Source organism: Marinobacterium sediminicola (genome assembly GCF_022343685.1).
GTDB classification, from domain to species: domain Bacteria; phylum Pseudomonadota; class Gammaproteobacteria; order Pseudomonadales; family Balneatricaceae; genus Marinobacterium; species Marinobacterium sediminicola.
Genome location: NZ_CP092123.1, coordinates 3296225 through 3321402, shown reverse-complemented (window position 1 = coordinate 3321402; position 25178 = coordinate 3296225). Strand labels below are relative to the sequence as shown.

The following is a 25178-nucleotide window of genomic DNA, read 5'->3' as shown; positions in this document are numbered from 1 at the left end:
TTCGTAACCCTAGTTACAAAGGATTTAGAAAATGCGTCATCGTAAATCTGGTCGACACTTGAATCGTACAAGTGCTCACCGCAAAGCGATGTTCAAGAATATGGCAGTGTCTCTGTTCGAACATGAACTGATCAAGACTACTCTGCCTAAAGCAAAAGAACTGCGCCGCTTTGCTGAGCCGCTGATCACTCTGGCCAAGACCGACTCGGTTGCTAACCGTCGTCTGGCGTTCTCCCGTACCCGCAGCAACGAAGCTGTTGGTAAACTGTTCAACGAACTGGGCCCGCGTTACGCGACTCGTCCGGGTGGTTATATCCGCATTCTGAAATGCGGTTACCGCGCAGGCGATAAAGCACCGATGGCTTACGTTGAGCTGGTTGATCGTCCTGCTGGCCTGGCTGTAGTTGAAGAATCTGCTGAAGATTAATCATTACTGCGACAGCATTAAAAAACCCGGTCCGTAAGGCCCGGGTTTTTTTGTGTCTGTGGATAACTTGAATCGGGGGCGAGAGGATTCGCCCCTGATTTGTTAGCCGAGCAACGGCTTGAGGAAGCGGCCGGTGTGCGAGACTGCGCTGGCGGCCACCTGTTCGGGCGTGCCTTTGGCGATGATCTGGCCACCCCCGCTGCCACCTTCCGGTCCCAGATCGACAATCCAGTCAGCGGTCTTGATCACGTCCAGGTTATGTTCGATCACCACAATGGTGTTGCCGTGATCGCGCAGTCGGTCGAGTACGTTGAGCAGCTGCTGGATATCGTAGAAGTGTAGACCCGTTGTCGGTTCGTCGAGGATATACAGTGTTTTGCCCGTATCGCGTTTGCTCAGTTCCCGTGCCAGCTTGACCCTTTGTGCTTCACCGCCGGACAGTGTGGTGGCCGCTTGGCCCAGTCGTATATAGCTCAGACCTACATCAATCAGCGTCTGCAGGCGGCGGGCCAGAGCAGGGATCACATCGAAGAATTCCCGTGCATCTTCGACGGTCATTTCGAGCACTTCGTCGATACTTTTGCCCTTGTAAGTGACTTCAAGCGTTTCCCGGTTATAGCGTTTGCCTTTGCAGATGTCGCAAGGGACATAGATATCGGGCAGGAAATGCATCTCGACCTTGATCACGCCATCGCCCTGACAGGCCTCACATCGACCACCCTTTACGTTGAAACTGAATCGACCCGGTTTGTAGCCGCGGGAGCGTGCTTCTTTCGTCCCTGCAAACAGTTCCCGAATGGGGGTGAAAATACCGGTGTAGGTGGCCGGATTTGACCGAGGCGTCCGCCCAATGGGGCTCTGATCAATATCGATCACCTTATCGAACAGCTCCAGACCTTCAATACGCTCGTGTGGGGCCGCATCCAGTGTGGTGGCATGGTTCAGTTCGGTTGCGGCAACCGGGTAGAGGGTATTGTTGATCAGAGTGGACTTGCCCGAACCGGATACACCGGTTATGCAGGTCAATAATCCCACCGGGATTTCAAGATCGACGCCCTGGAGGTTATTGCCAGTGGCTCCGATCAATCGCAGCATCTGTTCAGGATCAGCCTCCTTGCGTTGTTTCGGGATGGCGATTGAGCGTTCTCCACTGAGGTACTGGCCAGTGATGGACTCGGGTGTGGCCATAATATGCTCCGGCTTGCCGGCAGCAATGACATGGCCCCCGTGCACGCCGGCGCCGGGGCCAATGTCGATCAGATAGTCAGCCATGCGAATGGCATCTTCGTCATGCTCCACCACAATGACGGTATTGCCCAGATCTCGCAGGTGTTTCAGGGTTTCCAGCAGGCGTTCATTGTCACGCTGGTGCAGTCCGATGGACGGCTCGTCGAGCACGTACATGACGCCTACCAGTCCGGCACCGATCTGGCTTGCCAGTCGGATACGCTGTGCCTCGCCCCCTGACAGGGTCTCTGCACTTCGTTCAAGTGACAGGTAATCCAGCCCCACGTTGACGAGGAAGGTGAGTCGGTCCCGTATCTCCTTGAGGATCTTCTCTGCAATTTCGCCCTGTTTGCCACTCAGATGGAGCGTGTTGAAGTACTGCTGTGCCTGGCCGATCGGCATACGTACGATCTGCGGCAGAGTGTGCTCGTCGATATAGACATGACGCGCGTCGCGTCGCAGACGGGTGCCGTGGCAGGACGGGCAGGGTTGCATATTCAGGAACTTGGCCAGATCTTCACGCACGCTTTCCGATTCGGTTTCCCGGTATCGACGTTCCAGATTGTTGATGACGCCTTCAAACGGGTGCAGCTTCTGTACCCGGACACCGCGATCATTACGGTAATAGAAGGCGACCTCTTCATTGCCGCTACCTTCCAGTATCACCTTTCGATGCTTGTCAGACAGCTGTTCAAAGGGGGTATCCAGATCGAAACCGTAATGATCGGCGACAGCCTGTAGTTGCTGATAGTAATAGAGGCTGCGTTTGTCCCAGCCACGAATGGCCCCCTGTGCCAGGGGCAGTGAGGCATCCTGTACCAGCTTTCGGGGGTCAAAGAATTGGCGTACGCCAAGTCCATCGCAGGAAGGACAGGCGCCATGAGGGTTGTTGAACGAAAACAGGCGTGGCTCGAGCTCCTGAATGCTGTGGCCACAGGTTGGACAGGCGAAGCGGGCCGAGAACACCATCTCTTCAAGCCTGTCTTCCATTGGTGCCACCTTGGCGATCCCGTCAGCCAGTTCCAGCGCCGTTTCGAAGGACTCGGTCAGTCGCGTCTGCAGGTCATCCCGGACCTTGATGCGGTCAATCACCACCTCGATGTCATGCTTGCGATTCTTGTCCAGTGCCGGAGCATCATCCAGGTCGACCACCAGCCCATCAATACGGGCACGGACGAATCCCTGAGTACGCAGCTGGTTGAGAGTATGGAGGTGTTCACCCTTACGGCCCTGGACAATGGGTGCCAACAGCATCACCTTGCTGCCTTCCGGCAGGGCCAGTACCTGGTCTACCATCTGGCTGACCGTCTGTGCGGCCAGAGGCAGGTCGTGATCCGGACAGCGGGGCTCACCGGCACGGGCAAACAGCAGGCGCAGATAGTCGTAAATTTCGGTAATGGTACCAACGGTGGATCTGGGATTGTGCGAGGTGGATTTCTGCTCGATGGAGATGGCCGGTGACAGACCCTCGATGTGGTCCACATCCGGCTTTTCCATCATCGACAGAAACTGGCGCGCATAGGTCGACAACGATTCGACGTAACGTCGCTGTCCTTCTGCATAAAGGGTATCGAAGGCGAGTGAGGATTTACCCGACCCGGACAGACCGGTGATCACGATGAGCTGGTCGCGCGGGATATCGAGGTCCACATTTTTCAGGTTGTGGGTACGGGCGCCCCTGACCAGAATCTTGTCCATTACTGCTCCGCTGTAACTGGCAAAAAGAACCATTATAGAGGTTTGCTGCAGGTGGCTAAACCGCCGTTGCGCTATGGGCGTGACTTACTATAGGAAGGCGCTGTGTGGTATTCTCAACCACTAATGAAGCGGCAGGACGCTGCAGCAAGATTCAATCGAACAACGGGAGACAACTGATGGCGCGTGGCATCAATAAGGTGATTCTGGTCGGCAACCTGGGAGGCGATCCTGAGGTGCGCTACATGCCGTCCGGCAATGCCGTTACCAATGTAACACTGGCAACCAGCGAGAGCTGGAAAGACAAGCAGACCGGTCAGATGCAGGAAAGGACCGAGTGGCACCGGGTGGTGTTCTTTAACCGTCTGGCCGAAATCGCGGGTGAATACCTGCGCAAGGGATCCAAGGTCTATGTAGAAGGCTCTTTGCGTACTCGCAAATGGCAGGGTCAGGATGGTCAGGATCGTTACACCACCGAAATCGTTGCCAGTGAAATGCAGATGCTCGACGGTCGTGGTGGCGCAGGTGACGCCGGCGGCTACCAGTCACAGCCTGATCCGATGGGATACGGTCAGCCGCAGCAGCAGGCCCCTCGACGTCAACAGGCGCCGCAGCAGCCGCAGCAGCAGGCTCCCCAGCAGCCGGCGCCTGGCTTTGATGATTTTGACGACGATATCCCGTTCTAAGCTACACTGCTTCTGCGCCTGAAAGCCCCGCCTTCGTTGCGGGGCTTTTGACTTTTATGGGTGAATTTTTTCGTCAATGACAGGTGTGCCGGTGCCATGCTTTGGGGTATGCTCGGGTTTACCGCAACAGCGTAAAAGTCACCTTTTTCAGTCGTTAAGGTCAAAATTTCCAGTATGCCAGCGAGCGCTTATACAACCTCAGCCAAGGTTCTCATCGTCGGGGCGGCGGGCCAGGTAGGTCACGCACTGACCGAACTGCTGGAGCAAGCTTCGGGCGTTGAGCCTGTTGCGCTGGGTCGACGTCAGCTGGATATCACTGACCCCGCAGCTGTCCGCAAACAGCTGGAGAAACATCTGCCGGATTATGTGATCAACTGTGCCGGCTTCAATCGTGTTGATGCGGCTGAACGCCAGCAGGATCAGGCATTGTCGATTAATCGTGACGGGGCGCACAATCTCGCGCTGGCAACGGCTGCACTGAGCATCCCTTTGCTTCATCTGTCATCCGATTACGTATTCGATGGGCACTATGCCAGTGGTTATGGTGAAGAGGATGAAGCTTCTCCCCTGGGCGTTTTTGGTCGTAGCAAATGGCTGGGTGAAGAAGCGATCAGGGCGGCTCAGCCTCAGCATCTGATTCTGAGAATCAGCTGGGTGTTCAGTGCCCGTGGCGAGAACTTTCTTCTGCGGACATTGGAGCAGGCGCGCCACGACAGCCTTATCGAGGCGGCAGATGATCGCCGTGGCTGCCCCACATCGGCGGAAGATGTTGCGCGTGTACTCCTGGCCATACTGCGTCAGCTGACCTGCGGTATCGATGTCTGGGGGACCTATCACTATTGCGGTGCCGAAATCACCACGCGTTATGGTTTCAGTGAGGCTATTCTCGCGGCGGCACGCCAATACGAAGAGCTGAAAGTCGAACGGCTGCAGCCGGTGGCCTCATCCAATCTGCAGGCGCTGGCCCAGCGTCCGGCTTCGTCGGTGCTCAAATGCCGCAAGCTGCTTTCTACCTTCGGCATACGCCAACGCCCCTGGCGCAGTGAGTTGCAGCGTGTCATCAGGGAAATATACGGCGAACTCTAGGCTCGCCGCGTTTCTCTGGCCGATCACACCATCCCCAGTGTTGCCGAATGGGTCATGGCAACCCCCAGAATATAGCCAAGACTCAGCAAGGCCGCGATCAATGCGAGGCTGCGCGTCTTGAGATTCCGTCCCCGTTTCAGCGCTACCGTACCAAAGCCGATATAGGCGACCAGACCCAGCACCTTGGCTGTCAGCCAATGATGGGTCAAGGGATACTGTTCAATGACCAGCATCAGGCCGATCGCGCTGAGCAATAGCAAGGTGTCAATAACATGCGGTACAACCTTCAGCCAACGGGTATTGAGTGCTCGAGGCCAGGTGTAGAGCAGAAAGGCGCGCAGCAGAAAGAGCGCGATGCTCAGGCCCACCATTGTCAGGTGGCTGTGCTTCAGAATCATGTATGTATTCAAGGTGAGTCTATCCCCGTAACCAATAATTGGGTTTTGTGCATATACTGAGACGCAGGCACGGCGTGTAGCAGCCGATCCGTGAACAGAACTATAACCGGCGGCCAGGGTCTTTTGAATCATGAGTCAGAATGATACAGCCCTAATTGATCGCTTCGGGCGGCAGATCCACTACCTGCGACTGTCAGTGACGGATCGCTGCGACTTCCGCTGTGTCTACTGCATGAGTGAGCAGATGCAGTTCCTTCCTCGTGAGCAGGTTCTGTCATTGGAGGAGATGCTGGCGCTGGCGCAGGCATTTACGGAGCTGGGCGTACGCAAGATTCGGCTGACGGGTGGCGAACCACTGGTCAGACGCAATGTGCTCTGGCTGATCGAGCGCTTGGGAGAATTGCCGGTTGAGCTGGTCCTGACCACCAACGGTTCCCAGTTGCAGCGTTTTGCTCAGCCGCTGCGCCAGGCGGGCGTCAGTCGGCTGAACATCAGCCTTGATAGTCTGGATCCCGAGCGTTTTCGCAATCTGACCCGTAACGGCCGACTGGACCAGGTGCTGGCCGGGATCGATGCCGCCTGCGATGCGGGCTTCACCCGTATCAAGCTGAACACCGTCGTGTTGCATGGGCGCAACGAGGATGAAGTACCGGCACTGGTCGAGTATGTACGGTCTCGGGGGCTTGATATCAGTTTCATTGAGGAGATGCCGCTGGGGCGCATCAGTGAGCATGATCGGTCTGAAGCCTTCTGTTCCAGTGACAGTCTCCAGGCCAGACTGGCCGAACACTATACCCTGATTCCAACTGCCGAACGCACAGGTGGGCCCTCCCGTTATTTCCGCATGCCAGACAGCGACAGCCGTATTGGCTTTATCTCGCCGCACAGCCATAACTTCTGTGGCGACTGTAACCGTGTGCGGGTAACGGCGGAGGGGCGTTTACTGCTGTGTCTCGGTAACGAACATTCCGTCGATCTGCGAGCACTACTGCGCCAGCCGGGCTGTGATGCGGAACAGTTGCGCCAGGCGATAGTCGATGCGATGCAGATCAAGCCTGAGCGCCATCATTTCACTCTGGATGAAGAACCCCAGATTTTGCGTTTCATGAACATGACCGGGGGCTGAGCCCCTGTTGATCCGATAACCGATGAGGAAAGCCGGTGAACGACAACAGACTGCAACCGCTGGATATAGCGGTCCTGACCATCTCCGATACCCGTACTCCCGAAACCGACCGCTCCGGCGATCTGTTGGTAGCACGCCTGCAGCAGGCCGGTCACCGTTTGGCCGATCGGGGGATAGTGGCAGATGACATCTACCAGATCCGTGCACGGCTCTCAGCCTGGATTGCGGATGCCGGTGTTCAGGTGGTGATCACCACAGGGGGGACGGGATTTGCTCTGCGTGATTCTACTCCCGAAGCGGTGACGCCTTTGCTGGACAAGCAGGTAGAGGGATTCGGTGAACTGTTTCGGAGCATCTCCCAGGGTGAAATTGGCACCTCCACCATTCAGTCACGTGCCTTGGCTGGACTGGCCAATGGTACTCTGATTGCCTGCCTGCCGGGGTCTACCGGGGCCTGTGCCACAGGCTGGGATCAGCTGTTGGCTGAGCAGCTGGATAGCCGGTTCAAGCCCTGTAACTTCGTCGGCCTGTTGCAGGCGGCTCGGGAGGCTCGTGCATGAGTCCGTTGATCCCGGTCGAGGAAGCGCTTCATCAACTGCTTGAGCTGATGCCATCGCCTTCAGAAGTCGAAGAGTTGTATCTGAAGGATGCCTGGGGACGTGTTCTGGCCGAGCCGGTTGTGGCCGATGTGGACGTGCCGCCAGAGGCCAACAGCAGCATGGATGGTTACGCTGTCAGGGTGGAGGATCTTCAGGCGGTGTCGGTCCTGCCGGTCTCCCAGCGCGTTCCGGCCGGCTCGGCTCCCGTGCCATTGGAGCCGGGTACGGCAGCACGGATCTTCACCGGTGCGCCCATTCCCGCAGGAGCCAATGCGGTGATCATGCAGGAGGAGTCGGTCGAGGAGGGCACTGGAGTGCGCTTTACGGCCGGTGTGCGTCCTTTGCAGAATATCCGTCCCCGTGGGCAGGATATTCAGGCCGGTGAGGCGTTGCTGGCGGCAGGTGAGCTGCTTTCGGCACAGGCGATGGGGGTACTGGCATCGGCAGGCATCGAACGGGTCAGGGTTTATCGACGCCCTCGGGTGGCTCTATTGTCCACTGGCGATGAGCTGGTGCAGCCAGGTCAGCCGCTGGCGCCGGGGCAAATCTACGATGCCAATCGTTTTCTGATCACCGGGCTTTTGCAGCAGGCCGGTGTGGTTTCGATCAGCACCTGGCACGCAGTCGATACGGCAGAAGCCACGGCAGATGTATTGCGCAAGGCAGCCGCCGACAGTGACCTGATCCTTTCCAGTGGTGGGGTCTCCGTAGGCGAAGAGGATCATGTGCGCAATCAGGTAGAGGCCTTGGGTGCGCTGCAGATATGGCGCATCAAGCTCAAACCGGGCAAACCCTTTGCCGCAGGTCATGTTGCGGGGACGCCGTTTATTGGGCTGCCGGGTAATCCGGCCTCGAGCCTGGTGACTTTTTACCTGCTCGCATTGCCGGCTTTGAGGCGGCTTCAGGGGCTGCGGTACAAGCCTTTGTCCGGTTGGACGCTGCCCGCCGGATTCAGTCGTCAAAGGCCCATTGGTCGTGACGAATTCTTGCGCGTGCGGGTAGAAGAGGGCCGCCTGGTACCTCAAGGCAACCAGAGTTCAGGGGTATTGAGCAACAGCCTTAAGGCAGAAGGGCTGGTCAGGGTGCCGGCAGACAGTTGTGTTGAGCCGGGGCAGCCATTGGCGTTTCTGCCTTTCAGTGTGCTGTCAGGCTGACGGCGCATGCCGCCGGTATGCAAAAGCGCGCCTCAACAGGGTAAAATGTGTGCTTTTCAGCAGCTAGAGGCTGATAGCCGCGAATGAATGCACAACGCCAGGTACAAGATCCCTTTCAGGAGATCCGCCCCTATCGAGATAACGAAGTCGAAGCCGTCCTGCAGCGTCTGGTGCGGGATGATGAATGCATTTCGGCCCTGACGCGTTACCAGTTTCCAAATGCTTCAGGGCCGCTGGGCTGGTTGCTGCGACCGCTGGTGCGCATTGCCGTGGCAGCCCGTGTAGGTGATATCGAGGATGTACAGGGCTTCCAGATGATGGTGGCCAGCTACATGCAGAAGATGATCGCCCGCACGACCACCCGGGTGAGCTGTTCAGGGCTGGAGCGACTGGACTCGAACGAGGCCTATCTGTTTGTGTCCAATCACCGTGATATCGCCATGGATCCCGCTTTCGTGAACTGGGTGCGTTATCAGGGCGGCATGTCCACTGTGCGTATTGCCATTGGTGACAACCTGTTGCGCAAGCCATATGTCTCCGATCTTATGCGGCTGAACAAGAGCTTCATCGTCAACCGCTCTGCCAAGGGGCGTGAAATGATGACGGCACTGACTCAGCTCTCGGCCTATATTGATCACAGCGTCTGCGGGGGGCACTCGGTCTGGATTGCGCAACGCGAAGGGCGGGCCAAGGATGGCAATGACCGGACGGATCCGGCGTTGATGAAGATGTTCTACATGTCTCACCGCAAGCAACGCTCCCTGAGTGAAATGGTGGAGCGACTGAATATTGTGCCGGTGTCCATCTCCTATGAACTGGATCCCTGTGATGCTCTCAAGGCGCAGGAGCTGGCGGCCGTGGCGCTGCATGGCAGTTACCAGAAGTCGGAGTTCGAAGATATCAACAGCATCGTGCGGGGCATTACTGGCGACAAGGGGGCTGTGCATGTTGCCTTTGGAACCCCGTTGAGCGGCGAATTCGAATCGCCCGAACAGTTGGCGGCCGAGATTGATCGTCAGATTCACCTCAACTACCGGCTGCACCCGACCAATCTGGCGGCGGCAGGGGAAGAGGTCGATGCCGAGCAACGGCAGGCGTTCGAAGCGCGCCTGGCCAGTGTCGACGCTGAAGCTCGACCTTTCCTGCAGCAGATGTACGCCAATCCCGTCATCAATCAGCGGCAGGCTGAACAGGAGCATTCATGAGCAAGTTGACCCATCTGGACGCCCGCGGTCAGGCCCGTATGGTCGACGTCAGCGATAAGGCGGTGACGGTGCGCGAAGCGCTGGCGTGTGGCTGGGTCGAAATGCAGCCGGAAACCCTGAAGCTGATTCTCGAAGGTGGCCATCCCAAGGGGGACGTGCTGGCAGTCGCGCGCATTGCCGGTATTCAGGCCGCCAAGAAAACGCCTGACCTGATTCCATTGTGCCATCCGCTGATGCTCAGCTCGGTCAAGGTTGAATTGAATCCCGAGCCCGAGCACAACCGCGTCAGTATCGAGGCGCGCTGTCGGCTCAGTGGTCAGACCGGTGTTGAGATGGAGGCCCTGACCGCTGTCAGCATTGCTGCACTGACGCTCTATGACATGTGCAAGGCGGTGGACAAGGGGATGCGTATCGGCGGCATCGAGCTGGTCGAGAAGACCGGCGGCAAGAGCGGAGACTGGCACCGGGAGGAACAGCCATGAAACTGGTTTATTTCGCCCGAATCCGTGAGCAGCTGGGTTGTGATGAAGAGGAGATGGCTTTGCCTGACGGTGTGACCACTCTGGCCGAGCTGATTGAGCGGCTGGTGCAGCTGAGGGGGGAAACCTGGCATCAGGTGCTTTCAGCCCCCGATCTCATCTGCGCGATCAATCAGGAAGTGGCAGCTTTGGATGCCACTCTATCCGATAACGACGAGGTGGCGTTTTTCCCACCGGTAACAGGAGGCTGAGGTGACAACCTCCCAGACTGAGTCCAAGGCAACACCACTGCTGTTTCTGCGTTCACTTTTGTATTACGCCGGCTTCTACCCGGTGACCATGGTGTTCTCCATCATCTGCCTGATCGTGGGGCCTTTGCTGCCGTTTCGGGCTCGCTTCAAGTTTCTGACCCTGATCAACTATTTCTATATCGCCTGGCTGAGAATTTGCTGCGGCGTCAAGGTTAAGGTGACAGGGCGCGAGCACTTGCCCTCAGCTGGCAGCTATGTGGTCATCGCCAATCATCAAAGCGAGTGGGAAACGCTCTATTTTCAGTTGCTGATCCGTCCTCAAGCGGTAGTCCTCAAGCAGGAACTGTTACGCATCCCCTTGTTTGGCTGGGCGCTGGCGCTGCTCAAGCCGATCGCTCTGGACCGTAGCAAGCGCCGAGGCGCGCTTAAGCAGTTGCTGGAGCAGGGCAAGGCGCGTCTGGCAGATGGCATTCCGCTGTTGATCTTTCCTCAGGGGACGCGGGTACCCACCGGTGAACTGGGTAAATGGAACAAGGGCGGCGCCATGCTGGCGGTCAGCAGCGAAGTGCCTATGATACCTGTGGCCCACAATGCGGGGCTGTTCTGGCCCGGTAAATCCTTCATCAAGTACCCGGGAACCGTGGAAGTGGCTGTTGGACCGGCGATCGATACCCGTGGCAAGAGCGTGGAGGAAGTCCATGAGGTTGCGACGGTTTGGCTGGAAAGCACCATGCGTGCCCAGGGGAGTCTGGACTGACTCTTTTGCAGGCATAAAAAAACCGCTCCATGAGCGGTTTTTTTATGGGTGGCTGCTGACTTGCAGAGCCACCTTGGGCGGGATATCGCTTAGCCCTCGTACTTCTCGAACACCAGTGTGGAGTTGGTGCCACCAAAGCCGAAGCTGTTGGACATGACGCGCTTGAGATCGACGTTGTCCTTGCGCTCGGTGACGACCGGCATGCCTTCGGCTTCCGGATCCAGCTCTTCGATGTTGGCAGAGGCGCAGATGAAGTTGTTCTGCTGCATCAGGATCGAGTAGATCGCTTCCTGAACGCCAGTCGCACCCAGCGAGTGGCCAGTCAGAGACTTGGTGGAGCTGACCGGCGGCATATCGTCGCCAAAGGTCTGCTTCATCGCTTTCAGCTCCTGAATGTCACCGGCCGGAGTGGAGGTGCCGTGGGAGTTGATGTAGTCAATCTTGCCGTCAACGGTAGACATTGCCTGCTGCATGCAGCGAACCGCGCCTTCACCGGACGGAGCCACCATGTCGTAGCCGTCTGAAGTGGCGCCGTAGCCCACCAGTTCGGCGTAGATCTTGGCGCCACGTGCCTTGGCGTGCTCCAGTTCTTCCAGTACCAGCATGCCGGCACCGCCAGCAATGACGAAGCCGTCACGGTTGGCATCGTAGGCGCGGGAGGCTTTTTCCGGAGTGTCATTGTACTTGCTGGACAGTGCACCCATGGCATCGAACATGACGCTCAGGGACCAGTGCAGTTCTTCACCGCCACCGGCAAAGATGACATCCTGCTTGCCCAGCTGGATCTGCTCCATGGCGTTACCGATGCAGTGCGCACTGGTCGCGCAAGCGGAGGTGATGGAGTAGTTCACGCCCTTGATCTTGAACGGGGTTGCCAGACAGGCTGACACGGTAGAGCCCATGGTACGGGTTACGCGGTAGGGGCCTACACGACGCACGCCCTTTTCGCGCAGGATATCAGCGGTCTCGACGATATCCGCAGAGGAAGCACCACCGGAACCGGCGATCAGGCCAGTACGTACGTTGGACACCTGGTCTTCGCTCAGACCTGAATCTTCGATCGCCTGCTTCATCGCCAGGTAGGCGTAGGCGGATGCATTACCCATGAAACGACGCAGTTTGCGGTCGATCAGGGCATCCAGGTCGATATCGATGCTGCCGGCCACCTGGCTGCGGAAGCCGAGTTCTTTGTATTCCGGCTGAAACTTGATACCGGAGCGGCCCTGCTTCAGTGAGTCCAGAACTGTTTCCAGGTCGTTACCCAGGCAGGATACGATTCCCATACCGGTCACTACGACGCGTCGCATGTGTAGCCTCTCTTCAAATCAATCAACAATGTGCAGTCTTATTATAGGCAGATCAACGAGCCTGAAGTTCAGGCTCAGAAGCTGTCGGTCTGTTTGAACAGGCCAACGCGCAGGTCCTTGGCAGTGTAGATCACACGACCATCAACGGCGACGGTGCCATCTGCAATGCCCATCACCAGCTTGCGTTCGATGACACGCTTGAGCTCGATGTGGTAGGTCACCTTGCTGGCAGTAGGCAGTACCTGGCCGGTGAACTTGACCTCACCGGAACCCAGCGCACGGCCGCGGCCTTCATTGCCACGCCAGCCCAGGAAAAATCCGACCAGCTGCCACATGGCGTCCAGACCCAGACAGCCGGGCATCACCGGATCGCCGGGGAAGTGGCACTCGAAGAACCAGAGGTCGGGGTGGATATCCAGTTCGGCAATGATCTCGCCCTTGCCGTACTGACCACCTTCGGTGTTGATGTTGATGATGCGATCCAGCATCAGCATGTTGCCGACCGGAAGCTGCGCATTGCCAGGGCCGAACATTTCGCCGTAGCCGCACTTCAGCAGCTCTTCGCGTTCAAATGAGGAAGGTCGTGTCATAAGAAACCGTATTTCCAGAGGCATTTCATCAATATTTCGGCGATTATACCGGTTTGCGGCCTTTCAGGCACGAGCTGTGTCATGTAATTTGCTCATCCATAGGGCTAATGAGGGGTGTAAGGATGGAACATGCATTCTGGCATGCCCGCTGGCAGGAGGGGCGTATCGGTTTCCACCAGGCCGATATCAACCTTTGGCTGCGGCAATACTGGTCCCGTCTGGGCGTTTCCGGGGACGCTCGGGTGTTGGTGCCCCTGTGTGGAAAGTCGAGCGATATGCTTTGGCTGCGTGAGCAGGGGCATCCGGTGGTTGGAGTCGAGCTCAGTGATCTAGCCTGTCGCGACTTCTTTGTCGAGCACGGTACCCAGGTAACGCCTGTGGCGGTTCCGGAAGGGCATACACGAGAGCGCGACGGCATCACGCTCTGGTGTGCCGATTTCCTCGAGCTGGGTGCTGAGCATTGGGGTGAAGTGGCCGCCGTGTATGACCGCGCGGCATTGATCGCGCTGCCACCACCCATGCGGCGCAGCTACGCTGCCCATCTGCGCAGGCAGCTGTCGTCAGGGGTTGAAATGTTGCTGGTGACCCTGGAGTTTCCCGGTGGCGAAGGCCCCCCTTTCTCCGTCACTGAGGCTGAAGTCCGGCAGCTGTTCGAGCCCGGTTTTACCGTCGTGCGTCTGGATCAGGCGGAGGTGGAAAATGAGCGGCGTGAAGTGGTGTACCACCTCACGCGTCAGTGACTCGGGTCAGCTGGTGCGGCCAAGTGCCTGCTCGGTCAACGTGATCAGCGTGTCACGGAAAGAGCTGGCCGGCAGGGTATCCAGTGCTCGGGCGGCTTTGTCCAGCTCGGCCTGGGCTTGCTGGCGAGTGTAGTCGATGGCTCCGGTGCGCTGGACGATATCCATCACCGGTTGCAGATCGTTCAGGCCACCCTCGCGGATGGCATGACGGATGAGCTTGCGCTCTTCGTCGTCGCCGACGCGCATGGCATAAATCAAAGGCAGCGTAGCCTTGCCTTCTGCCAGGTCGTCACCAACATTCTTGCCCATGGTCGCGCTGTCAGATAGGTAATCCATCAGATCATCCACGATCTGGAAGGCGATGCCCAGATGGCGGCCGTAAAGACGCAGCGCTTCGCGGTGGTCGGCGGGCGCGTCGGCCAGAATTGCTCCAACTTCTGTTGCCGCCTCGAACAGCATCGCGGTCTTGCCGAGGATGACCTGCATATAGGATTCTTCGGTGGTATCCGGGTTGCGCTGATTCAGCAGCTGCAGTACTTCGCCTTCGGCAATCACTGTCGTCGCGTTGGAAATCACCTGCATGATTTCCATGCGACCGATCTCGACCATCAACTGGAAGGAACGGGAATAGAGGAAATCGCCGACCAGAACGCTGGGCGCATTGCCCCACTTGGCATTGGCGGTAGCATTTCCACGGCGAAGCTCGGAGTTGTCGACGACATCGTCATGCAGCAGAGTGGCCGTGTGGATAAATTCGATTACGGCCGCAAGCGGGATGTGCTGTTCGCCTTTATAGCCACAGGCATTGGCACTCAGCAGTACCAGCAGAGGGCGCAGGCGCTTGCCGCCGCCGGAAACGATGTAGTGGCCGATCTTTTCCACCAGCGGGACATTGGAGCCCAGGTGGTTAAGAATATAGTCGGTAACGGCATCAAACTGCGGCTCAATCGCCGGATTTAGCTGGTGTGGCTGCATGGACGGGGTTCTGTATATGGACTGAACACCCGCCGCATGCTAGGCGGCGGTCCCGAGAGTGTCAAGTCGGGGGCTTTGGCGGTGCCGTACAGGGTCGGAAAAGGGCAGAAAACCGTGAAAATGCTTGCGGTAAAGTCGGGAAATGCAGTAAAATACCGCGCCTTAAACCTGTCCACCGACGCTCCCTACCATAGGGTGCCAGAGATCCTCAGGATCCCGGCCATTAGAAGTAGGTTTCGTATCCAGTAGCCGGGCAGGTTAACCTTGGAGAAAAGCATGTTTGCAGTAATCGTAAGCGGCGGTAAGCAGTACCGTGTGCAGGAAGGACAGACACTGAAGCTGGAAAAACTGGCTGCTGAAGCAGGTTCCAGCATCGAATTCGACCGCGTCCTGCTGGTCGGCAATGGCGATGACATCAAAGTTGGTGCGCCGGTTGTAGATGGTGCCAAAGTGGCTGCTGAAGTCGTTTCTCACGGCCGTGGCGATAAAGTGACCATCATCAAGTTCCGTCGCCGCAAGCACCACATGAAGCGTCAGGGTCACCGTCAGTGGTTCACTGAAGTCAAGATCACTGGCATCAGTGCCTGAGAAACCGAATAGGAGATTGAAGAATGGCTCATAAGAAGGCTGGTGGTTCAACGCGTAACGGACGCGACTCAGAATCGAAACGCCTCGGCGTCAAGCGCTTCGGCGGCCAGGCTGTTGCAGCAGGCAACATCCTGATTCGTCAGCGCGGCACCAAGTTCCACGCTGGCACCAATGTTGGCCTGGGCAAGGACCACACTCTGTTCGCAACCGCTGATGGCGTTGTGAAGTTCGAGACCAAGGGTCCGAAAAACCGCAAATACGTGAGCGTCGTTCCTGCCTAAGCAGTGAGTGATGACCGCGTTAAAAAGCTCCGCCCAGGCGGAGCTTTTTTCGTTGTAAATCCGGGTGTCGGACAGTCGCTGGCTGCCGGGTATCCGGTCGAGGGTGTATGCTGAAGGGTACCCCCGGAATGACAAGAGTTGGAGGTAACGATGAAATTTGTCGATGAGGCGACCATTACGGTGCAAGCTGGCAAGGGTGGTAACGGCTGTCTGAGCTTCCGGCGCGAAAAGTTCATTCCCAAAGGGGGTCCGGATGGTGGTGATGGCGGTGATGGCGGTTCCATCTTCGTTGAAGCCGATGAGTCCCTCAATACGCTGATTGACTACCGCTTCACCCGTCGCTACGACGCCCAGAATGGTCAGGGTGGTGCCAGTCGCAACTGTACCGGCGCCAAGGGTGAAGATCTGGTGCTGAAGGTGCCGGTGGGCACTACGGTCGTGGACGTAGACACCAATGAGGTGCTGGCGGATCTGACGCATGTTGGTCAGCGCGAAAAGATCGCCCAGGGTGGTTGGCATGGTCTGGGTAACACCCGTTTCAAGAGCAGTGTCAACCGCACTCCGCGCCAGACTACTAAGGGCAGCGAAGGTGAGTTGCGTAACCTGCGCCTGGAGCTGAAAGTGTTGGCAGACGTGGGGCTGCTGGGTCTGCCGAATGCCGGCAAGTCCACGTTGATCCGTTCCATCTCGGCGGCCAAGCCCAAGGTGGCCGACTATCCGTTCACCACGCTGGTGCCGAACCTGGGTGTGGTGCGCACCGAAGCGCATCGCAGCTTCGTCGTGGCGGATATTCCGGGCATCATCGAGGGTGCGGCTGAAGGCGCGGGGCTGGGGATTCGCTTCCTCAAGCACCTGGCTCGTAACCGTGTGCTCTTGCATCTGGTGGATATGGCGCCCTGGGATGAAACCACACCGGCAGAAGCAGCCGTCACGGCGGTGCGCGAGCTGAAGAAATTCAGTGCGACACTGGCACAACAGCCGCGCTGGCTGGTGCTGAACAAGCTGGATATGCTGCCGGAAGACGAGCAGGATGCGGCCTGTCAGGCGGTGATTGATGCGCTGGAATGGGAAGGGCCGGTGTATCGTGTTTCAGCGCTGAACAAGACGGGTCTGACGCCGCTGGTGCATGACCTGCAGGAATACCTGGATCGTCGTGCCGAGGCGATCGCGGAAGAGCCTGAGCTGTTGGAAGAAGAGCGTCGTACGCGTGCGCTGATCGATGAGGAAGCGCGTGAGAATCTGCGTCGCCTGCGTGCTGAAATGCGTGCGCGTCGTGAGGCAGAAGATGACCTGGATGATGATGACTTCGATGATGACGATTACGATGTCGAAGTGGAGTATGTTCGCTGACGGAGTAAGAACAAGGTGACAGCGGGACGTAAAGGCTTGGCCCAGCCGGGGCGCTGGGTGGTCAAAATTGGTAGTGCGCTGCTGACCAATGATGGTCAGGGGCTGGATCAGATCGCCATTGCCGGTTGGGTCGATCAGTTGGTCGAGCTGACGCGGCGCGGTGTCGAAGTGATTCTGGTGTCGTCTGGGTCCGTGGCGGAAGGGATGACCCGTCTGGGCTGGTCCGAACGACCGCGTGAGATTTACCGTCTGCAGGCGGCTGCGGCTGTAGGGCAGATGGGGTTGGTACAGGCCTATGAAACCAATTTTCGTCGCCACGGCATGCATACGGCTCAGGTGCTGCTGACCCACGACGACCTGTCCAACCGCAAGCGTTACCTGAATGCCCGCTCGACCCTGCGTACCCTGATCGAGCTGGGTGTTGTCGCTGTCGTGAATGAAAACGATACAGTCGTCACCAGTGAGATACGCTTTGGCGATAACGATACCCTGGGTGCGCTGGTGGCCAATGCGGTCGAGGCGGATGCCCTGATCCTGCTGACTGACCAGAATGGCCTGTATACAGCGGACCCGCGCTCCAATCCTGATGCCGAACTGATCTCCGAGGCGATGGCCGAGGATGAGCGCCTGGCAGCCATGGCCGGGGGCGGTGGCAAGCTGGGGCGTGGTGGCATGGCGACCAAGGTGCGGGCAGCCAAGCTGGCGGCACGTTCCGGTGCTGTTACGGTGATCGCCAGTGGGCGTGAGCCTGATGTGCTGCTGAAACTGCATGCCGCGGAGCAGGTCGGTACCCTGTTGCTGCCTGAGCGTGAGCCGATGGTTGCGCGCAAGCAGTGGATTGCTGGTCACCTTCAGGCGCGTGGCACGCTGGTGCTGGATGCGGGTGCTGTCGCGGCATTGACCGAGCGGGGTAAGAGTCTGTTGCCGGCGGGGGTGCGTTCCGTGTCGGGAGATTTCTCCCGTGGCGAGATGGTCATCATGATGGATGAGATGGGGCGTGTGGTGGCGAGAGGTCTTGCCAACTACGGTGCCGAGGATGCGCGCCGGATTATCGGCCGCCCGAGCCGTGATATCGAAGCGTTGCTTGGCTTTATGGGTGAAGAGGAGTTGGTGCACCGGGATAATCTGGTGCTGGCCTGACCCCTGAATGACAGGCACAAAAAAACCGGCTGATGCCGGTTTTTTTGTGCTTGATCAGGCGGTAGCTTACGCTGCCATTGCCTTGATGCGAGCGGTCAGGCGGCTCTTGGTGCGGGCGATCTTGTTCTTGTGGAAGATGCCCTTGTTTACGGAGCTGTCCATGATCGGCTGAGCGACCTTGAATGCTTCCTGTGCAGCAGCCTGGTCACCGCTGTTGATAGCAGCGATTACTTTCTTGATGTACGTGCGCGCCATGGAGCGCAGGCTAGCGTTGTGCTGACGACGCTTCTCCGCCTGACGAGCGCGTTTTTTGGATCCTGCGGAATTAGCCACGATCCGGCTCCTTCAATAATTGAGTTGATCAGATTACGGCGCTGTAATGCCGAAAATTAGACGCGACATTATTCATGTACCGGTCATTGATGTCAACCAAATGACCCGCTTTAGACGCTGGACTTTGTCTGTTTTCTAATCAGAGCTATGATCGGCGCACATTTTTGCAAGTGGTAGGGATAGGTTGTGACGGAAGAGGCGAAGAAATCGGGCGCAGGGCTGCTGCGTTCCAGCGGCATCGTCGGCATCATGACGCTGCTGTCGCGGGTGCTTGGGCTTGTGCGCGATGTGGTCATCGCGGGCTATTTTGGTGCCAGCGGCAGTGCCGATGCCTTCTTCGTGGCGTTCAAGGTTCCCAACTTTTTGCGCCGTCTGTTTGCTGAAGGGGCTTTTTCACAGGCCTTTGTACCGGTGTTGTCGGAATATCGCACTCAGCGTGATCTGGCCGCCGTGCAGGTGCTGGTCAATCGGGTGGCGGGCGCACTGGGATCGGTGCTGGTGGCGGTTACCGTGCTGGCCGTCATCGGCGCCCCGCTGTTGGCGGCACTGTTCGCGCCGGGGTTTTACATGACCGGCGGCGAGAAGTTCGCGCTGGCCTCTGAGATGCTCAGAATCACCTTTCCCTATCTGCTGCTGATCTCCCTGACCGCGTTTTGTGGCGCCATCCTGAACAGTTATGAACGCTTCGCCATCCCCGCCTTTACGCCGGTGCTGCTCAATCTTTGCCTGATCGGCTCCGCGGTCTGGCTCAGCCCCATGCTGGAAACGCCGATCATGGCGCTGGCCTGGGGGGTGCTGATGGCAGGGGCGGTACAGTTGCTGTTCCAGTTGCCGTTTCTGGCCCGGCTGCGGCTGCTGCCGGTACCCCAGCCCAGCTTCCGTGACGAAGGGGTGCGCCGGATTCTCAAGCTGATGCTGCCGGCGCTGTTCGGTGTGTCGGTGGCGCAGATCAATCTGCTGCTGGATACGGTGCTGGCGTCCTTCCTGCAAACCGGCAGCGTGTCCTGGCTGTACTATTCCGACCGTCTGTCCGAGCTGCCGCTGGGCGTGTTCGGTATCGCCATCGCCACGGTGATCCTGCCCAGTCTGTCACGCACCCATGCAGCGCAGAATCCTGAGCGCTTTGCGCAGATGCTCGACTGGGGTATCCGCATGATCCTGCTGATCGGCGTGCCGGCAGCACTGGCGCTGGCGCTGCTGGCTGAACCGCTGATCGCCACCCTGTTCCACTATGGCGAGATGACCGACCGCGACGTCATGATGTCGGCCTTGAGTCTGCGCGCCTATGCCTTCGGTCTGTTGGCCTTCATGCTGATCAAGGTGTTGGCACCGGGCTACTTTGCCCGCCAGGACACCCGCACGCCGGTGAAAATTGCGGTCAAGGCGATGATGGCCAACATGGTGTTCAACCTGATCCTGATCTGGCCGCTTGATCATGCGGGGCTGGCGCTGGCAACCTCGCTCTCGGCATTCCTCAATGCGGGCTGGCTGCTGCACGGCCTGCTCAAGGAAGGGGTGTTCCGCTGGCAGCCGGGCTGGGGCGTGATGCTGTTCCGCCTGCTCAGTGCCTCATTGGCACTGGTGGCCGCGTTGCTGCTGATTCAGCAACAGTTGGGCGACTGGCTGCAGGCAGGGCTATGGACACGGGTTCAGTGGATGGCACTGCTGGTCGTGGCAGGGGGCGGTGTCTACCTCCTGACCCTGCTGGCAACGGGCCTGCGTCTGCGCCATTTGCGTGGTTGAACACTTTCTGAGCGGTACTCGCAGTGGCCAGAGTACGATATACTGCGCAGTCCATATTTCTGGCGCTGGTTCAGCAACTGCATGGAACTGATACGAGGCTTACACAATCTGCGAGACCGACACCGTGGCTGCGTTGCCACGATCGGCAATTTCGATGGCGTCCACAGGGGGCATCGCAAGGTACTGGCTCAGGTCAAGGCCAAGGCTGCTGAGCTGGGGCTGCCCAGTGTGGCGATCATTTTCGAGCCGCAGCCGCGTGAGTTCTTCGGTGGTGAGCGTGTACCGCCGCGCCTGACCCGGTTTGACGAGAAGGTGCGCCTGTTGGCCGCTGAAGGCGTAGATCGGGTGCTGTGCCTGACCTTCAATGCCCGTCTGCGCAGCATGTCGGCGGAAGCCTTTATCGACGAACTGCTGCTGCAGGGGCTGGCGGTCAAACATTTCGTGGTCGGCGATGACTTCCGCTTCGGCTGTGATCGCCGTGGTGACTTCGACATGCTCTGTGCCGCCGGTGAGCGCCACGGCTTCAGCGTCGAAGGCACCACTACCTTCCAGCTGGAAGGGGACCGTGTCAGCAGTACCCGCATCCGGGGTGCTCTGCAGCAGAACGATTTTGACCTGGCCGCCGAACTGCTGGGCTGGCGCTATGCCGTCACCGGCCGAGTGATGCATGGCCAGAAGCTGGGCCGCCAGCTGGGCGTACCAACCGCCAATGTGCGCATGCACCGTTATGCATGTCCCCTGCGTGGGGTTTTTGCCGTGCATGCCCATTTCAACGGACGCTGCCTGCCCGGCGTCTGCAACGTGGGCATGAGGCCCACCGTAAGCGGCCGCCAGCCGGTGCTGGAGGTCCATTTGCTGGATTACTGCGGAGAGGAACTCTACGGCCGCCTGATGCGGGTCGAATTCCTCCATTTCATCCGCGAGGAGCGCGCCTTTGATGGGCTGGATGCGCTCAAGACACAGATAGAAGCCGATATTGAACATGTCCGCGCCTGGTTCGCCCAGGCGGGCCGGGACTGACCTTACCTCTGGAAGCGACCTGTTATGACCGACTACAAAGCGACACTGAATCTGCCGGAAACGGCATTCCCGATGCGTGGCAACCTGCCACAGCGCGAACCCGCTCGTCTGGCGCGCTGGGATGAAATCGACCTGTATCGTCAGTTGCGCGAAGCGGGCAAGGGCCGTGAGCCGTTCATCCTGCACGACGGCCCTCCCTACGCCAACGGCAATATTCACATCGGTCATGCGGTGAACAAGGTGATCAAGGACATGATAATCAAGTCCAAGACACTGAGCGGCTTCGATGCGCCCTACGTGCCGGGCTGGGACTGTCACGGTCTGCCGATCGAGCACAAGGTCGAAACCCTCATCGGCAAAGCCGGCGAGAAGGTGCCCTATCGCGAATTCCGTCAGAAGTGCCGTGAATACGCGACCGAACAGGTTGCCGGTCAGAAAGCTGACTTCATTCGTCTGGGTGTACTGGGCGACTGGGACAACCCCTATCTGACGATGAACTTCGACACCGAAGCCAATATCGTGCGTGCGCTGGGCAAGATCATCGAGAACGGTCATCTGGTCAAGGGCTACAAGCCGGTCTACTGGAGTGTGGTCGGTCAGTCCGCACTGGCCGAAGCGGAAGTGGAATATCAGGACAAGACGTCCACCGCCATCGATGTACGCTTCACCTTCGTGGATCAGGACAAGGTGCTGGCGCTGTTCGATACCGCTGCGGGTGAGGCTCCGGTGTCCGTCGTGATCTGGACCACCACTCCCTGGACCATTCCGGCCAACCAGGCCGTATCCCTGAACGGCAACCTGGATTACGCGCTGGTGGAAGCGCACACCGAGCAGGGTGTGGATCGCATGGTGCTGGCCGCGGATATGGTTGACGACATCATGGCGCGCTGGGGTGTGCAGCAGTATCAGGTACTGGCTACCTGCAACGGCAGTGCGCTGGAGCTGCTGCAGCTCAAGCACCCGATCTATGACAAGCAGGTGCCGCTGATCCTCGGTGATCACGTGACCACCGATGCCGGTACCGGTGCCGTTCATACCGCGCCCGACCACGGCATGGAAGACTTTACCGTGGGGCAGGCGTACGGCCTGGGGACCCTGAATCTGGTGCAGGCCAACGGTACCTATACCGATGCGGCCGGCGAGTTTGCCGGTGTGCATGTCTACAAGGCTGATGGCCCGGTGTGTGAAGCACTGGAGCGAGAAGGCAAGCTGGTGCACATGAAGCGCTTCCAGCACAGCTACCCGCACTGCTGGCGTACCAAGACGCCGCTGATCTACCGCGCCACACCGCAGTGGTTCGTGTCCATGGAAGCCAAGGGACTCAAATCCCAGGCGGTGGATGCCATCAAGGGTGTGCAGTGGTTCCCCGAGTGGGGTCAGAACCGCATCGAAGCCATGGTTGATCAGAGCCCGGACTGGTGTGTTTCCCGTCAGCGGACCTGGGGTGTGCCGATCACCCTGTTCACGCACAAGCAGACCGGTGAGCTGCATCCGCGTACGGCTGAACTGATCGAGCAGGTCGCGCAGAAGATTGAGCAGGGCGGCATCGATGCCTGGTTCGAACTGGATGCAGCCGAACTGCTGGGTGACGAAGCGGCCGACTACGACAAGGTCACCGATACTCTGGATGTCTGGTTTGACTCCGGCGTGACCCATCATGCCGTGTTGCGTGAGCGTGACGGTCTGCGTTTCCCGGCCGATATGTACCTGGAAGGTTCCGACCAGCATCGCGGCTGGTTCCAGTCCTCACTGAAAACCTCCATCGCCATCAACGGCTGCGCGCCGTACAAGCAGGTGCTGACGCACGGTTTCACCGTCGACGAAAAGGGCTACAAGATGTCCAAGTCGCTCGGCAACGTGATCGCGCCGCAGGAGGTGACCGACACCCTGGGTGCCGACATTCTGCGTCTGTGGGTGGCGTCAACCGACTATTCCGGCGAGATGGCGGTTTCCACACAGATTCTGCAGCGTACCGCTGACAGCTACCGTCGTATCCGTAACACCGCACGCTTCCTGCTGGCCAACCTGAACGGCTTCGACCCGGCTACCGACATGGTGGACGCGGCCGACATGCTGGCACTGGATCGCTGGGCGGTCGATGCGACTGCTCGCCTGCAGCAGAAAGTGGTGGCGGCTTATGACAGCTACCGTTTCCTCGATGTCTACCAGCAGGTTCACCATTTCTGCGTGCAGGAACTGGGCGGTTTCTATCTGGATATCATCAAGGATCGTCAGTACACCACGCAGCCGGACTCTCTGGCCCGTCGTTCCTGTCAGACGGCGCTGTTCCATATCGCGCAGGCCCTGGTGCGTTGGATCGCACCGATCCTCAGCTTCACCGCTGATGAGATCTACGAAGTCCTGCCGGGCGAGCACAAGGACTCTGTCCTGCTGACCACGTGGTACGAAAACCTGTTCGAACTGGCTGAGGACGATCCCTTCGGTCGTGAGTTCTGGCAGCGTGTCATGGCGGTAAAAGATGCCGTCAACAAGTGCCTGGAAGATGCCCGTAACGAGAAGCTGGTGAAGGCCTCCCTGGCCGCCGAAGCGACCCTGTATGTGGATGACGAGCTGCACGCGGATCTGTCTCGTCTGGGCGATGAGCTGCGCTTCGTGCTGATCACCTCCGAAGCGACCCTGAAGCCGCTGAGCGAGGCCGGTGATGCCCGCCTGACCGATGTGGAAGGACTGAAAGTCGCCGTGGCGGCGTCCGCGCACGCCAAGTGTGGCCGCTGCTGGCACCACCGCGAAGAGGTGGGCAGCAACAGTGAACATCCGGAACTCTGCGGTCGCTGTGTCACCAATGTGGAAGGCGAGGGCGAGCAGCGCGAATTTGCCTGATGACGAACGTCGCTACTCCCACCAAGGAAGCCAGCGCCCTGCGCTGGCTCTGGTTGACCCTGCTGGTGCTGGTTGTCGATCTGTTCAGCAAGTATCTGGCTGACAGTCTGCTGACCTACGCCAGCCCGGTGCCACTGCTGCCGGTGTTTGATCTGACCCTGCTGTACAACACGGGGGCGGCATTCAGCTTTCTGGCATCGGCGGGAGGCTGGCAGCGCTGGCTGTTTGTCGCCATTGCCGTGGGCATGAGTGGCTTCCTGCTGCACTGGATGTGGCGGACGCCCCGCAGTCAGCGTTGCCTGGGTATCGGCCTGGCGCTGGTACTCGGTGGTGCTCTGGGCAACCTCTTTGATCGTAGTGTTCATGGCCATGTGATCGATTTCATTTCGCTGCACTGGGCCAACCACTACTTCCCGGCATTCAATATCGCCGATTGTGCCATCACGCTGGGCACCGGCCTGCTACTGATCGACATGTTCTTCCTCAGTGGCAAAGAGACAGACTGAAACAGGAATCCAAGAATGACAGACGCCGTTATTGGCCCGGGTAAGGCCATTACGCTGCACTTTGCGATCAAGCTTGAAGATGGTCAGGTGATCGACAGCAACTTTGGCGCCGCGCCGGCACAGTTCACCTTCGGTGACGGCAACATCCCCGAAGGTTTTGAGCAGGCCTTGCTGGGGCTGAAAGAGGGCGAGCAGGCACGACTGACCATCGCGCCCGAGCGTGGCTTTGGTATGCACAACCCGAGCAACATTCAGGTGATGCCGCGCAGCCAGTTCAAGGACATGGAGCTGGAACCGGGGCTGGTGGTGTCCTTCCAGGAGCCGGGTGGTGAACTGCCGGGCGTCATCACCGACTTCAACGATGACAAGGTCACCGTGGACTTTAACCACCCCCTGGCTGGCAAAACGCTGATTTTCGAAGTGGAAATCAAAGCGATCGAAGCGGTCTGAGTGCTGAACCCGTGGTTGCCCGGCTCCTGTGCCGGGTAGCCGCGTTCTTGCGCGGGGTGATCGATTCCCGTCTGTGGTGTCCGGATCGCCCATCCATGGCTCTTGCCACGTTGTTCACTGTCCGTCTCCCAATGTGCAGTTCACCTCTCGGTTCGAGTGCAGAACGGATCTTTTTTGATCTGGGTCAGGACAGCGTTACGAGCGCAGACGAAACAGTGTTTTGC

Annotated in this window: 26 protein-coding genes; 20 read left to right on the top strand and 6 right to left on the bottom strand. The window is 58.7% G+C overall.

Translation table 11 applies throughout. From position 1 onward, the window contains the following. The first annotated feature begins 31 nt into the window (after positions 1–31). Entirely contained in the window at positions 32–427 is a 396-nt protein-coding gene (rplQ, locus tag LN244_RS15155) for a 50S ribosomal protein L17 (RefSeq protein WP_239040604.1), read from the top strand. Between the two features lie 102 nt (positions 428–529). On the opposite strand, the gene uvrA is transcribed toward rplQ, so the two are convergent. Further along, the gene (gene uvrA / locus LN244_RS15150) at positions 530–3352 is read right to left on the bottom strand and encodes an excinuclease ABC subunit UvrA (protein ID WP_239040603.1); all 2823 of its coding nucleotides are present in this window, start codon (positions 3350–3352) and stop codon (positions 530–532) included. A 176-nt stretch (positions 3353–3528) separates the two neighbouring features. On the opposite strand from uvrA, the gene ssb reads away from it, so the two are divergent. Together ssb and rfbD are read left to right on the top strand one after the other, a co-directional pair. Further along, positions 3529–4035: a single-stranded DNA-binding protein gene (ssb, locus tag LN244_RS15145; RefSeq protein WP_408904447.1), complete on the top strand. Its 507-nt coding sequence runs from the start codon at positions 3529–3531 to the stop codon at positions 4033–4035. A 174-nt stretch (positions 4036–4209) separates the two neighbouring features. Then, positions 4210–5121 (top strand): dTDP-4-dehydrorhamnose reductase, encoded by a 912-nt coding sequence (gene rfbD, locus LN244_RS15140; RefSeq protein ID WP_239040602.1) that lies wholly within the window; start codon positions 4210–4212, stop codon positions 5119–5121. A 23-nt stretch (positions 5122–5144) separates the two neighbouring features. On the opposite strand, the gene LN244_RS15135 is transcribed toward rfbD, so the two are convergent. Further along, positions 5145–5519 (bottom strand): SirB2 family protein, encoded by a 375-nt coding sequence (locus LN244_RS15135; protein ID WP_239040601.1) that lies wholly within the window; start codon positions 5517–5519, stop codon positions 5145–5147. 130 nt (positions 5520–5649) lie between these two features. On the opposite strand from LN244_RS15135, the gene moaA reads away from it, so the two are divergent. The 7 genes from moaA (at position 5650) to LN244_RS15100 (ending at position 11090) form a co-directional block, all read left to right on the top strand. Beyond that, positions 5650–6645 carry a GTP 3',8-cyclase MoaA gene (moaA, locus tag LN244_RS15130; RefSeq protein WP_239040600.1) on the top strand — a complete coding sequence of 332 codons (996 nt, stop codon included), beginning with the start codon at positions 5650–5652 and terminating at the stop codon, positions 6643–6645. 35 nt (positions 6646–6680) lie between these two features. Next, positions 6681–7205, top strand: a complete 525-nt coding sequence (gene moaB, locus LN244_RS15125) for a molybdenum cofactor biosynthesis protein B (RefSeq protein WP_239040599.1) — start codon at positions 6681–6683, stop codon at positions 7203–7205. Beyond that, entirely contained in the window at positions 7202–8398 is a 1197-nt protein-coding gene (locus LN244_RS15120) for a molybdopterin molybdotransferase MoeA (protein WP_239040598.1), read from the top strand. Before moaB ends, LN244_RS15120 begins: the two co-directional genes overlap by 4 nt. Positions 8399–8481: 83 nt before the next feature. Beyond that, the gene (locus LN244_RS15115; protein WP_239040597.1) at positions 8482–9603 is read left to right on the top strand and encodes a 1-acyl-sn-glycerol-3-phosphate acyltransferase; all 1122 of its coding nucleotides are present in this window, start codon (positions 8482–8484) and stop codon (positions 9601–9603) included. Next, positions 9600–10085, top strand: a complete 486-nt coding sequence (moaC, locus tag LN244_RS15110) for a cyclic pyranopterin monophosphate synthase MoaC (RefSeq protein ID WP_239040596.1) — start codon at positions 9600–9602, stop codon at positions 10083–10085. The genes LN244_RS15115 and moaC overlap by 4 nt, the downstream gene beginning before the upstream one ends. Next, positions 10082–10333, top strand: coding sequence for a molybdopterin converting factor subunit 1 (moaD, locus tag LN244_RS15105; protein ID WP_239040595.1), 252 nt, complete (start codon positions 10082–10084; stop codon positions 10331–10333). Before moaC ends, moaD begins: the two co-directional genes overlap by 4 nt. Before the next feature lies 1 nt (position 10334). Further along, complete coding sequence (locus tag LN244_RS15100; protein WP_239040594.1) at positions 10335–11090, top strand: lysophospholipid acyltransferase family protein; 756 nt, start codon at positions 10335–10337, stop codon at positions 11088–11090. Positions 11091–11179: 89 nt separating this feature from the next. Here the strand turns inward: LN244_RS15100 and fabB are convergent, their stop codons facing one another. Together fabB and fabA are read right to left on the bottom strand one after the other, a co-directional pair. Then, on the bottom strand, positions 11180–12397 hold the full coding sequence (gene fabB, locus LN244_RS15095; protein ID WP_239040593.1) for a beta-ketoacyl-ACP synthase I: 1218 nt from the start codon (positions 12395–12397) through the stop codon (positions 11180–11182). Between the two features lie 74 nt (positions 12398–12471). Continuing rightward, complete coding sequence (gene fabA / locus LN244_RS15090) at positions 12472–12987, bottom strand: 3-hydroxyacyl-[acyl-carrier-protein] dehydratase FabA (protein ID WP_239040592.1); 516 nt, start codon at positions 12985–12987, stop codon at positions 12472–12474. Positions 12988–13109: 122 nt separating this feature from the next. Here fabA and tmpT point away from each other — a divergent pair, with 122 nt between their 5' ends. Then, entirely contained in the window at positions 13110–13727 is a 618-nt protein-coding gene (gene tmpT / locus LN244_RS15085) for a thiopurine S-methyltransferase (protein WP_239040591.1), read from the top strand. 6 nt (positions 13728–13733) lie between these two features. Here tmpT and LN244_RS15080 read toward each other — a convergent pair whose 3' ends face one another. Then, positions 13734–14702 (bottom strand): polyprenyl synthetase family protein, encoded by a 969-nt coding sequence (locus LN244_RS15080; protein ID WP_239040590.1) that lies wholly within the window; start codon positions 14700–14702, stop codon positions 13734–13736. Positions 14703–14978: 276 nt separating this feature from the next. On the opposite strand from LN244_RS15080, the gene rplU reads away from it, so the two are divergent. From rplU to proB, 4 genes are all read left to right on the top strand, one after another. Further along, positions 14979–15290 carry a 50S ribosomal protein L21 gene (gene rplU / locus LN244_RS15075; protein WP_239040589.1) on the top strand — a complete coding sequence of 104 codons (312 nt, stop codon included), beginning with the start codon at positions 14979–14981 and terminating at the stop codon, positions 15288–15290. A gap of 23 nt (positions 15291–15313) precedes the next feature. Then, a complete protein-coding gene (gene rpmA, locus LN244_RS15070) occupies positions 15314–15571 on the top strand; it encodes a 50S ribosomal protein L27 (RefSeq protein ID WP_239040588.1) in 258 nt (85 codons plus the stop codon). A 150-nt stretch (positions 15572–15721) separates the two neighbouring features. After that, positions 15722–16921, top strand: a complete 1200-nt coding sequence (cgtA, locus tag LN244_RS15065; RefSeq protein ID WP_239040587.1) for an Obg family GTPase CgtA — start codon at positions 15722–15724, stop codon at positions 16919–16921. Between the two features lie 15 nt (positions 16922–16936). Further along, entirely contained in the window at positions 16937–18061 is a 1125-nt protein-coding gene (gene proB / locus LN244_RS15060) for a glutamate 5-kinase (protein ID WP_239040586.1), read from the top strand. A gap of 66 nt (positions 18062–18127) precedes the next feature. Here the strand turns inward: proB and rpsT are convergent, their stop codons facing one another. Then, the gene (gene rpsT / locus LN244_RS15055; RefSeq protein WP_239040585.1) at positions 18128–18394 is read right to left on the bottom strand and encodes a 30S ribosomal protein S20; all 267 of its coding nucleotides are present in this window, start codon (positions 18392–18394) and stop codon (positions 18128–18130) included. Between the two features lie 249 nt (positions 18395–18643). On the opposite strand from rpsT, the gene murJ reads away from it, so the two are divergent. The 5 genes from murJ to LN244_RS15030 all read left to right on the top strand — a co-directional run bounded on the left by murJ (position 18644) and on the right by LN244_RS15030 (position 24954). After that, complete coding sequence (murJ, locus tag LN244_RS15050; RefSeq protein ID WP_408904469.1) at positions 18644–20137, top strand: murein biosynthesis integral membrane protein MurJ; 1494 nt, start codon at positions 18644–18646, stop codon at positions 20135–20137. Between the two features lie 81 nt (positions 20138–20218). Continuing rightward, a complete protein-coding gene (gene ribF / locus LN244_RS15045; RefSeq protein ID WP_239040583.1) occupies positions 20219–21157 on the top strand; it encodes a bifunctional riboflavin kinase/FAD synthetase in 939 nt (312 codons plus the stop codon). Positions 21158–21181: 24 nt separating this feature from the next. Further along, on the top strand, positions 21182–23998 hold the full coding sequence (gene ileS / locus LN244_RS15040; protein ID WP_239040582.1) for an isoleucine--tRNA ligase: 2817 nt from the start codon (positions 21182–21184) through the stop codon (positions 23996–23998). After that, a complete protein-coding gene (lspA, locus tag LN244_RS15035; protein WP_239040581.1) occupies positions 23998–24504 on the top strand; it encodes a signal peptidase II in 507 nt (168 codons plus the stop codon). The genes ileS and lspA overlap by 1 nt, the downstream gene beginning before the upstream one ends. Positions 24505–24519: 15 nt before the next feature. Continuing rightward, complete coding sequence (locus tag LN244_RS15030; RefSeq protein WP_239040580.1) at positions 24520–24954, top strand: FKBP-type peptidyl-prolyl cis-trans isomerase; 435 nt, start codon at positions 24520–24522, stop codon at positions 24952–24954. Positions 24955–25178 lie beyond the last annotated feature (224 nt).

Excerpts from the sequence above, each read along its gene's own strand:
- rplQ (WP_239040604.1), top strand. The coding sequence starts at position 32 with ATGCGTCATCGTAAATCTGGTCGACACTTGAATCGTACAAGTGCTCAC.
- uvrA (WP_239040603.1), bottom strand. The coding sequence starts at position 3,352 with ATGGACAAGATTCTGGTCAGGGGCGCCCGTACCCACAACCTGAAAAAT.
- ssb (WP_408904447.1), top strand. The coding sequence starts at position 3,529 with ATGGCGCGTGGCATCAATAAGGTGATTCTGGTCGGCAACCTGGGAGGC.
- rfbD (WP_239040602.1), top strand. The coding sequence starts at position 4,210 with ATGCCAGCGAGCGCTTATACAACCTCAGCCAAGGTTCTCATCGTCGGG.
- LN244_RS15135 (WP_239040601.1), bottom strand. The coding sequence starts at position 5,519 with ATGATTCTGAAGCACAGCCACCTGACAATGGTGGGCCTGAGCATCGCG.
- moaA (WP_239040600.1), top strand. The coding sequence starts at position 5,650 with ATGAGTCAGAATGATACAGCCCTAATTGATCGCTTCGGGCGGCAGATC.
- LN244_RS15120 (WP_239040598.1), top strand. The coding sequence starts at position 7,202 with ATGAGTCCGTTGATCCCGGTCGAGGAAGCGCTTCATCAACTGCTTGAG.
- LN244_RS15115 (WP_239040597.1), top strand. The coding sequence starts at position 8,482 with ATGAATGCACAACGCCAGGTACAAGATCCCTTTCAGGAGATCCGCCCC.
- moaC (WP_239040596.1), top strand. The coding sequence starts at position 9,600 with ATGAGCAAGTTGACCCATCTGGACGCCCGCGGTCAGGCCCGTATGGTC.
- moaD (WP_239040595.1), top strand. The coding sequence starts at position 10,082 with ATGAAACTGGTTTATTTCGCCCGAATCCGTGAGCAGCTGGGTTGTGAT.
- fabB (WP_239040593.1), bottom strand. The coding sequence starts at position 12,397 with ATGCGACGCGTCGTAGTGACCGGTATGGGAATCGTATCCTGCCTGGGT.
- fabA (WP_239040592.1), bottom strand. The coding sequence starts at position 12,987 with ATGACACGACCTTCCTCATTTGAACGCGAAGAGCTGCTGAAGTGCGGC.
- tmpT (WP_239040591.1), top strand. The coding sequence starts at position 13,110 with ATGGAACATGCATTCTGGCATGCCCGCTGGCAGGAGGGGCGTATCGGT.
- LN244_RS15080 (WP_239040590.1), bottom strand. The coding sequence starts at position 14,702 with ATGCAGCCACACCAGCTAAATCCGGCGATTGAGCCGCAGTTTGATGCC.
- rplU (WP_239040589.1), top strand. The coding sequence starts at position 14,979 with ATGTTTGCAGTAATCGTAAGCGGCGGTAAGCAGTACCGTGTGCAGGAA.
- rpmA (WP_239040588.1), top strand. The coding sequence starts at position 15,314 with ATGGCTCATAAGAAGGCTGGTGGTTCAACGCGTAACGGACGCGACTCA.
- cgtA (WP_239040587.1), top strand. The coding sequence starts at position 15,722 with ATGAAATTTGTCGATGAGGCGACCATTACGGTGCAAGCTGGCAAGGGT.
- murJ (WP_408904469.1), top strand. The coding sequence starts at position 18,644 with ATGACGCTGCTGTCGCGGGTGCTTGGGCTTGTGCGCGATGTGGTCATC.
- ribF (WP_239040583.1), top strand. The coding sequence starts at position 20,219 with ATGGAACTGATACGAGGCTTACACAATCTGCGAGACCGACACCGTGGC.
- ileS (WP_239040582.1), top strand. The coding sequence starts at position 21,182 with ATGACCGACTACAAAGCGACACTGAATCTGCCGGAAACGGCATTCCCG.
- lspA (WP_239040581.1), top strand. The coding sequence starts at position 23,998 with ATGACGAACGTCGCTACTCCCACCAAGGAAGCCAGCGCCCTGCGCTGG.
- LN244_RS15030 (WP_239040580.1), top strand. The coding sequence starts at position 24,520 with ATGACAGACGCCGTTATTGGCCCGGGTAAGGCCATTACGCTGCACTTT.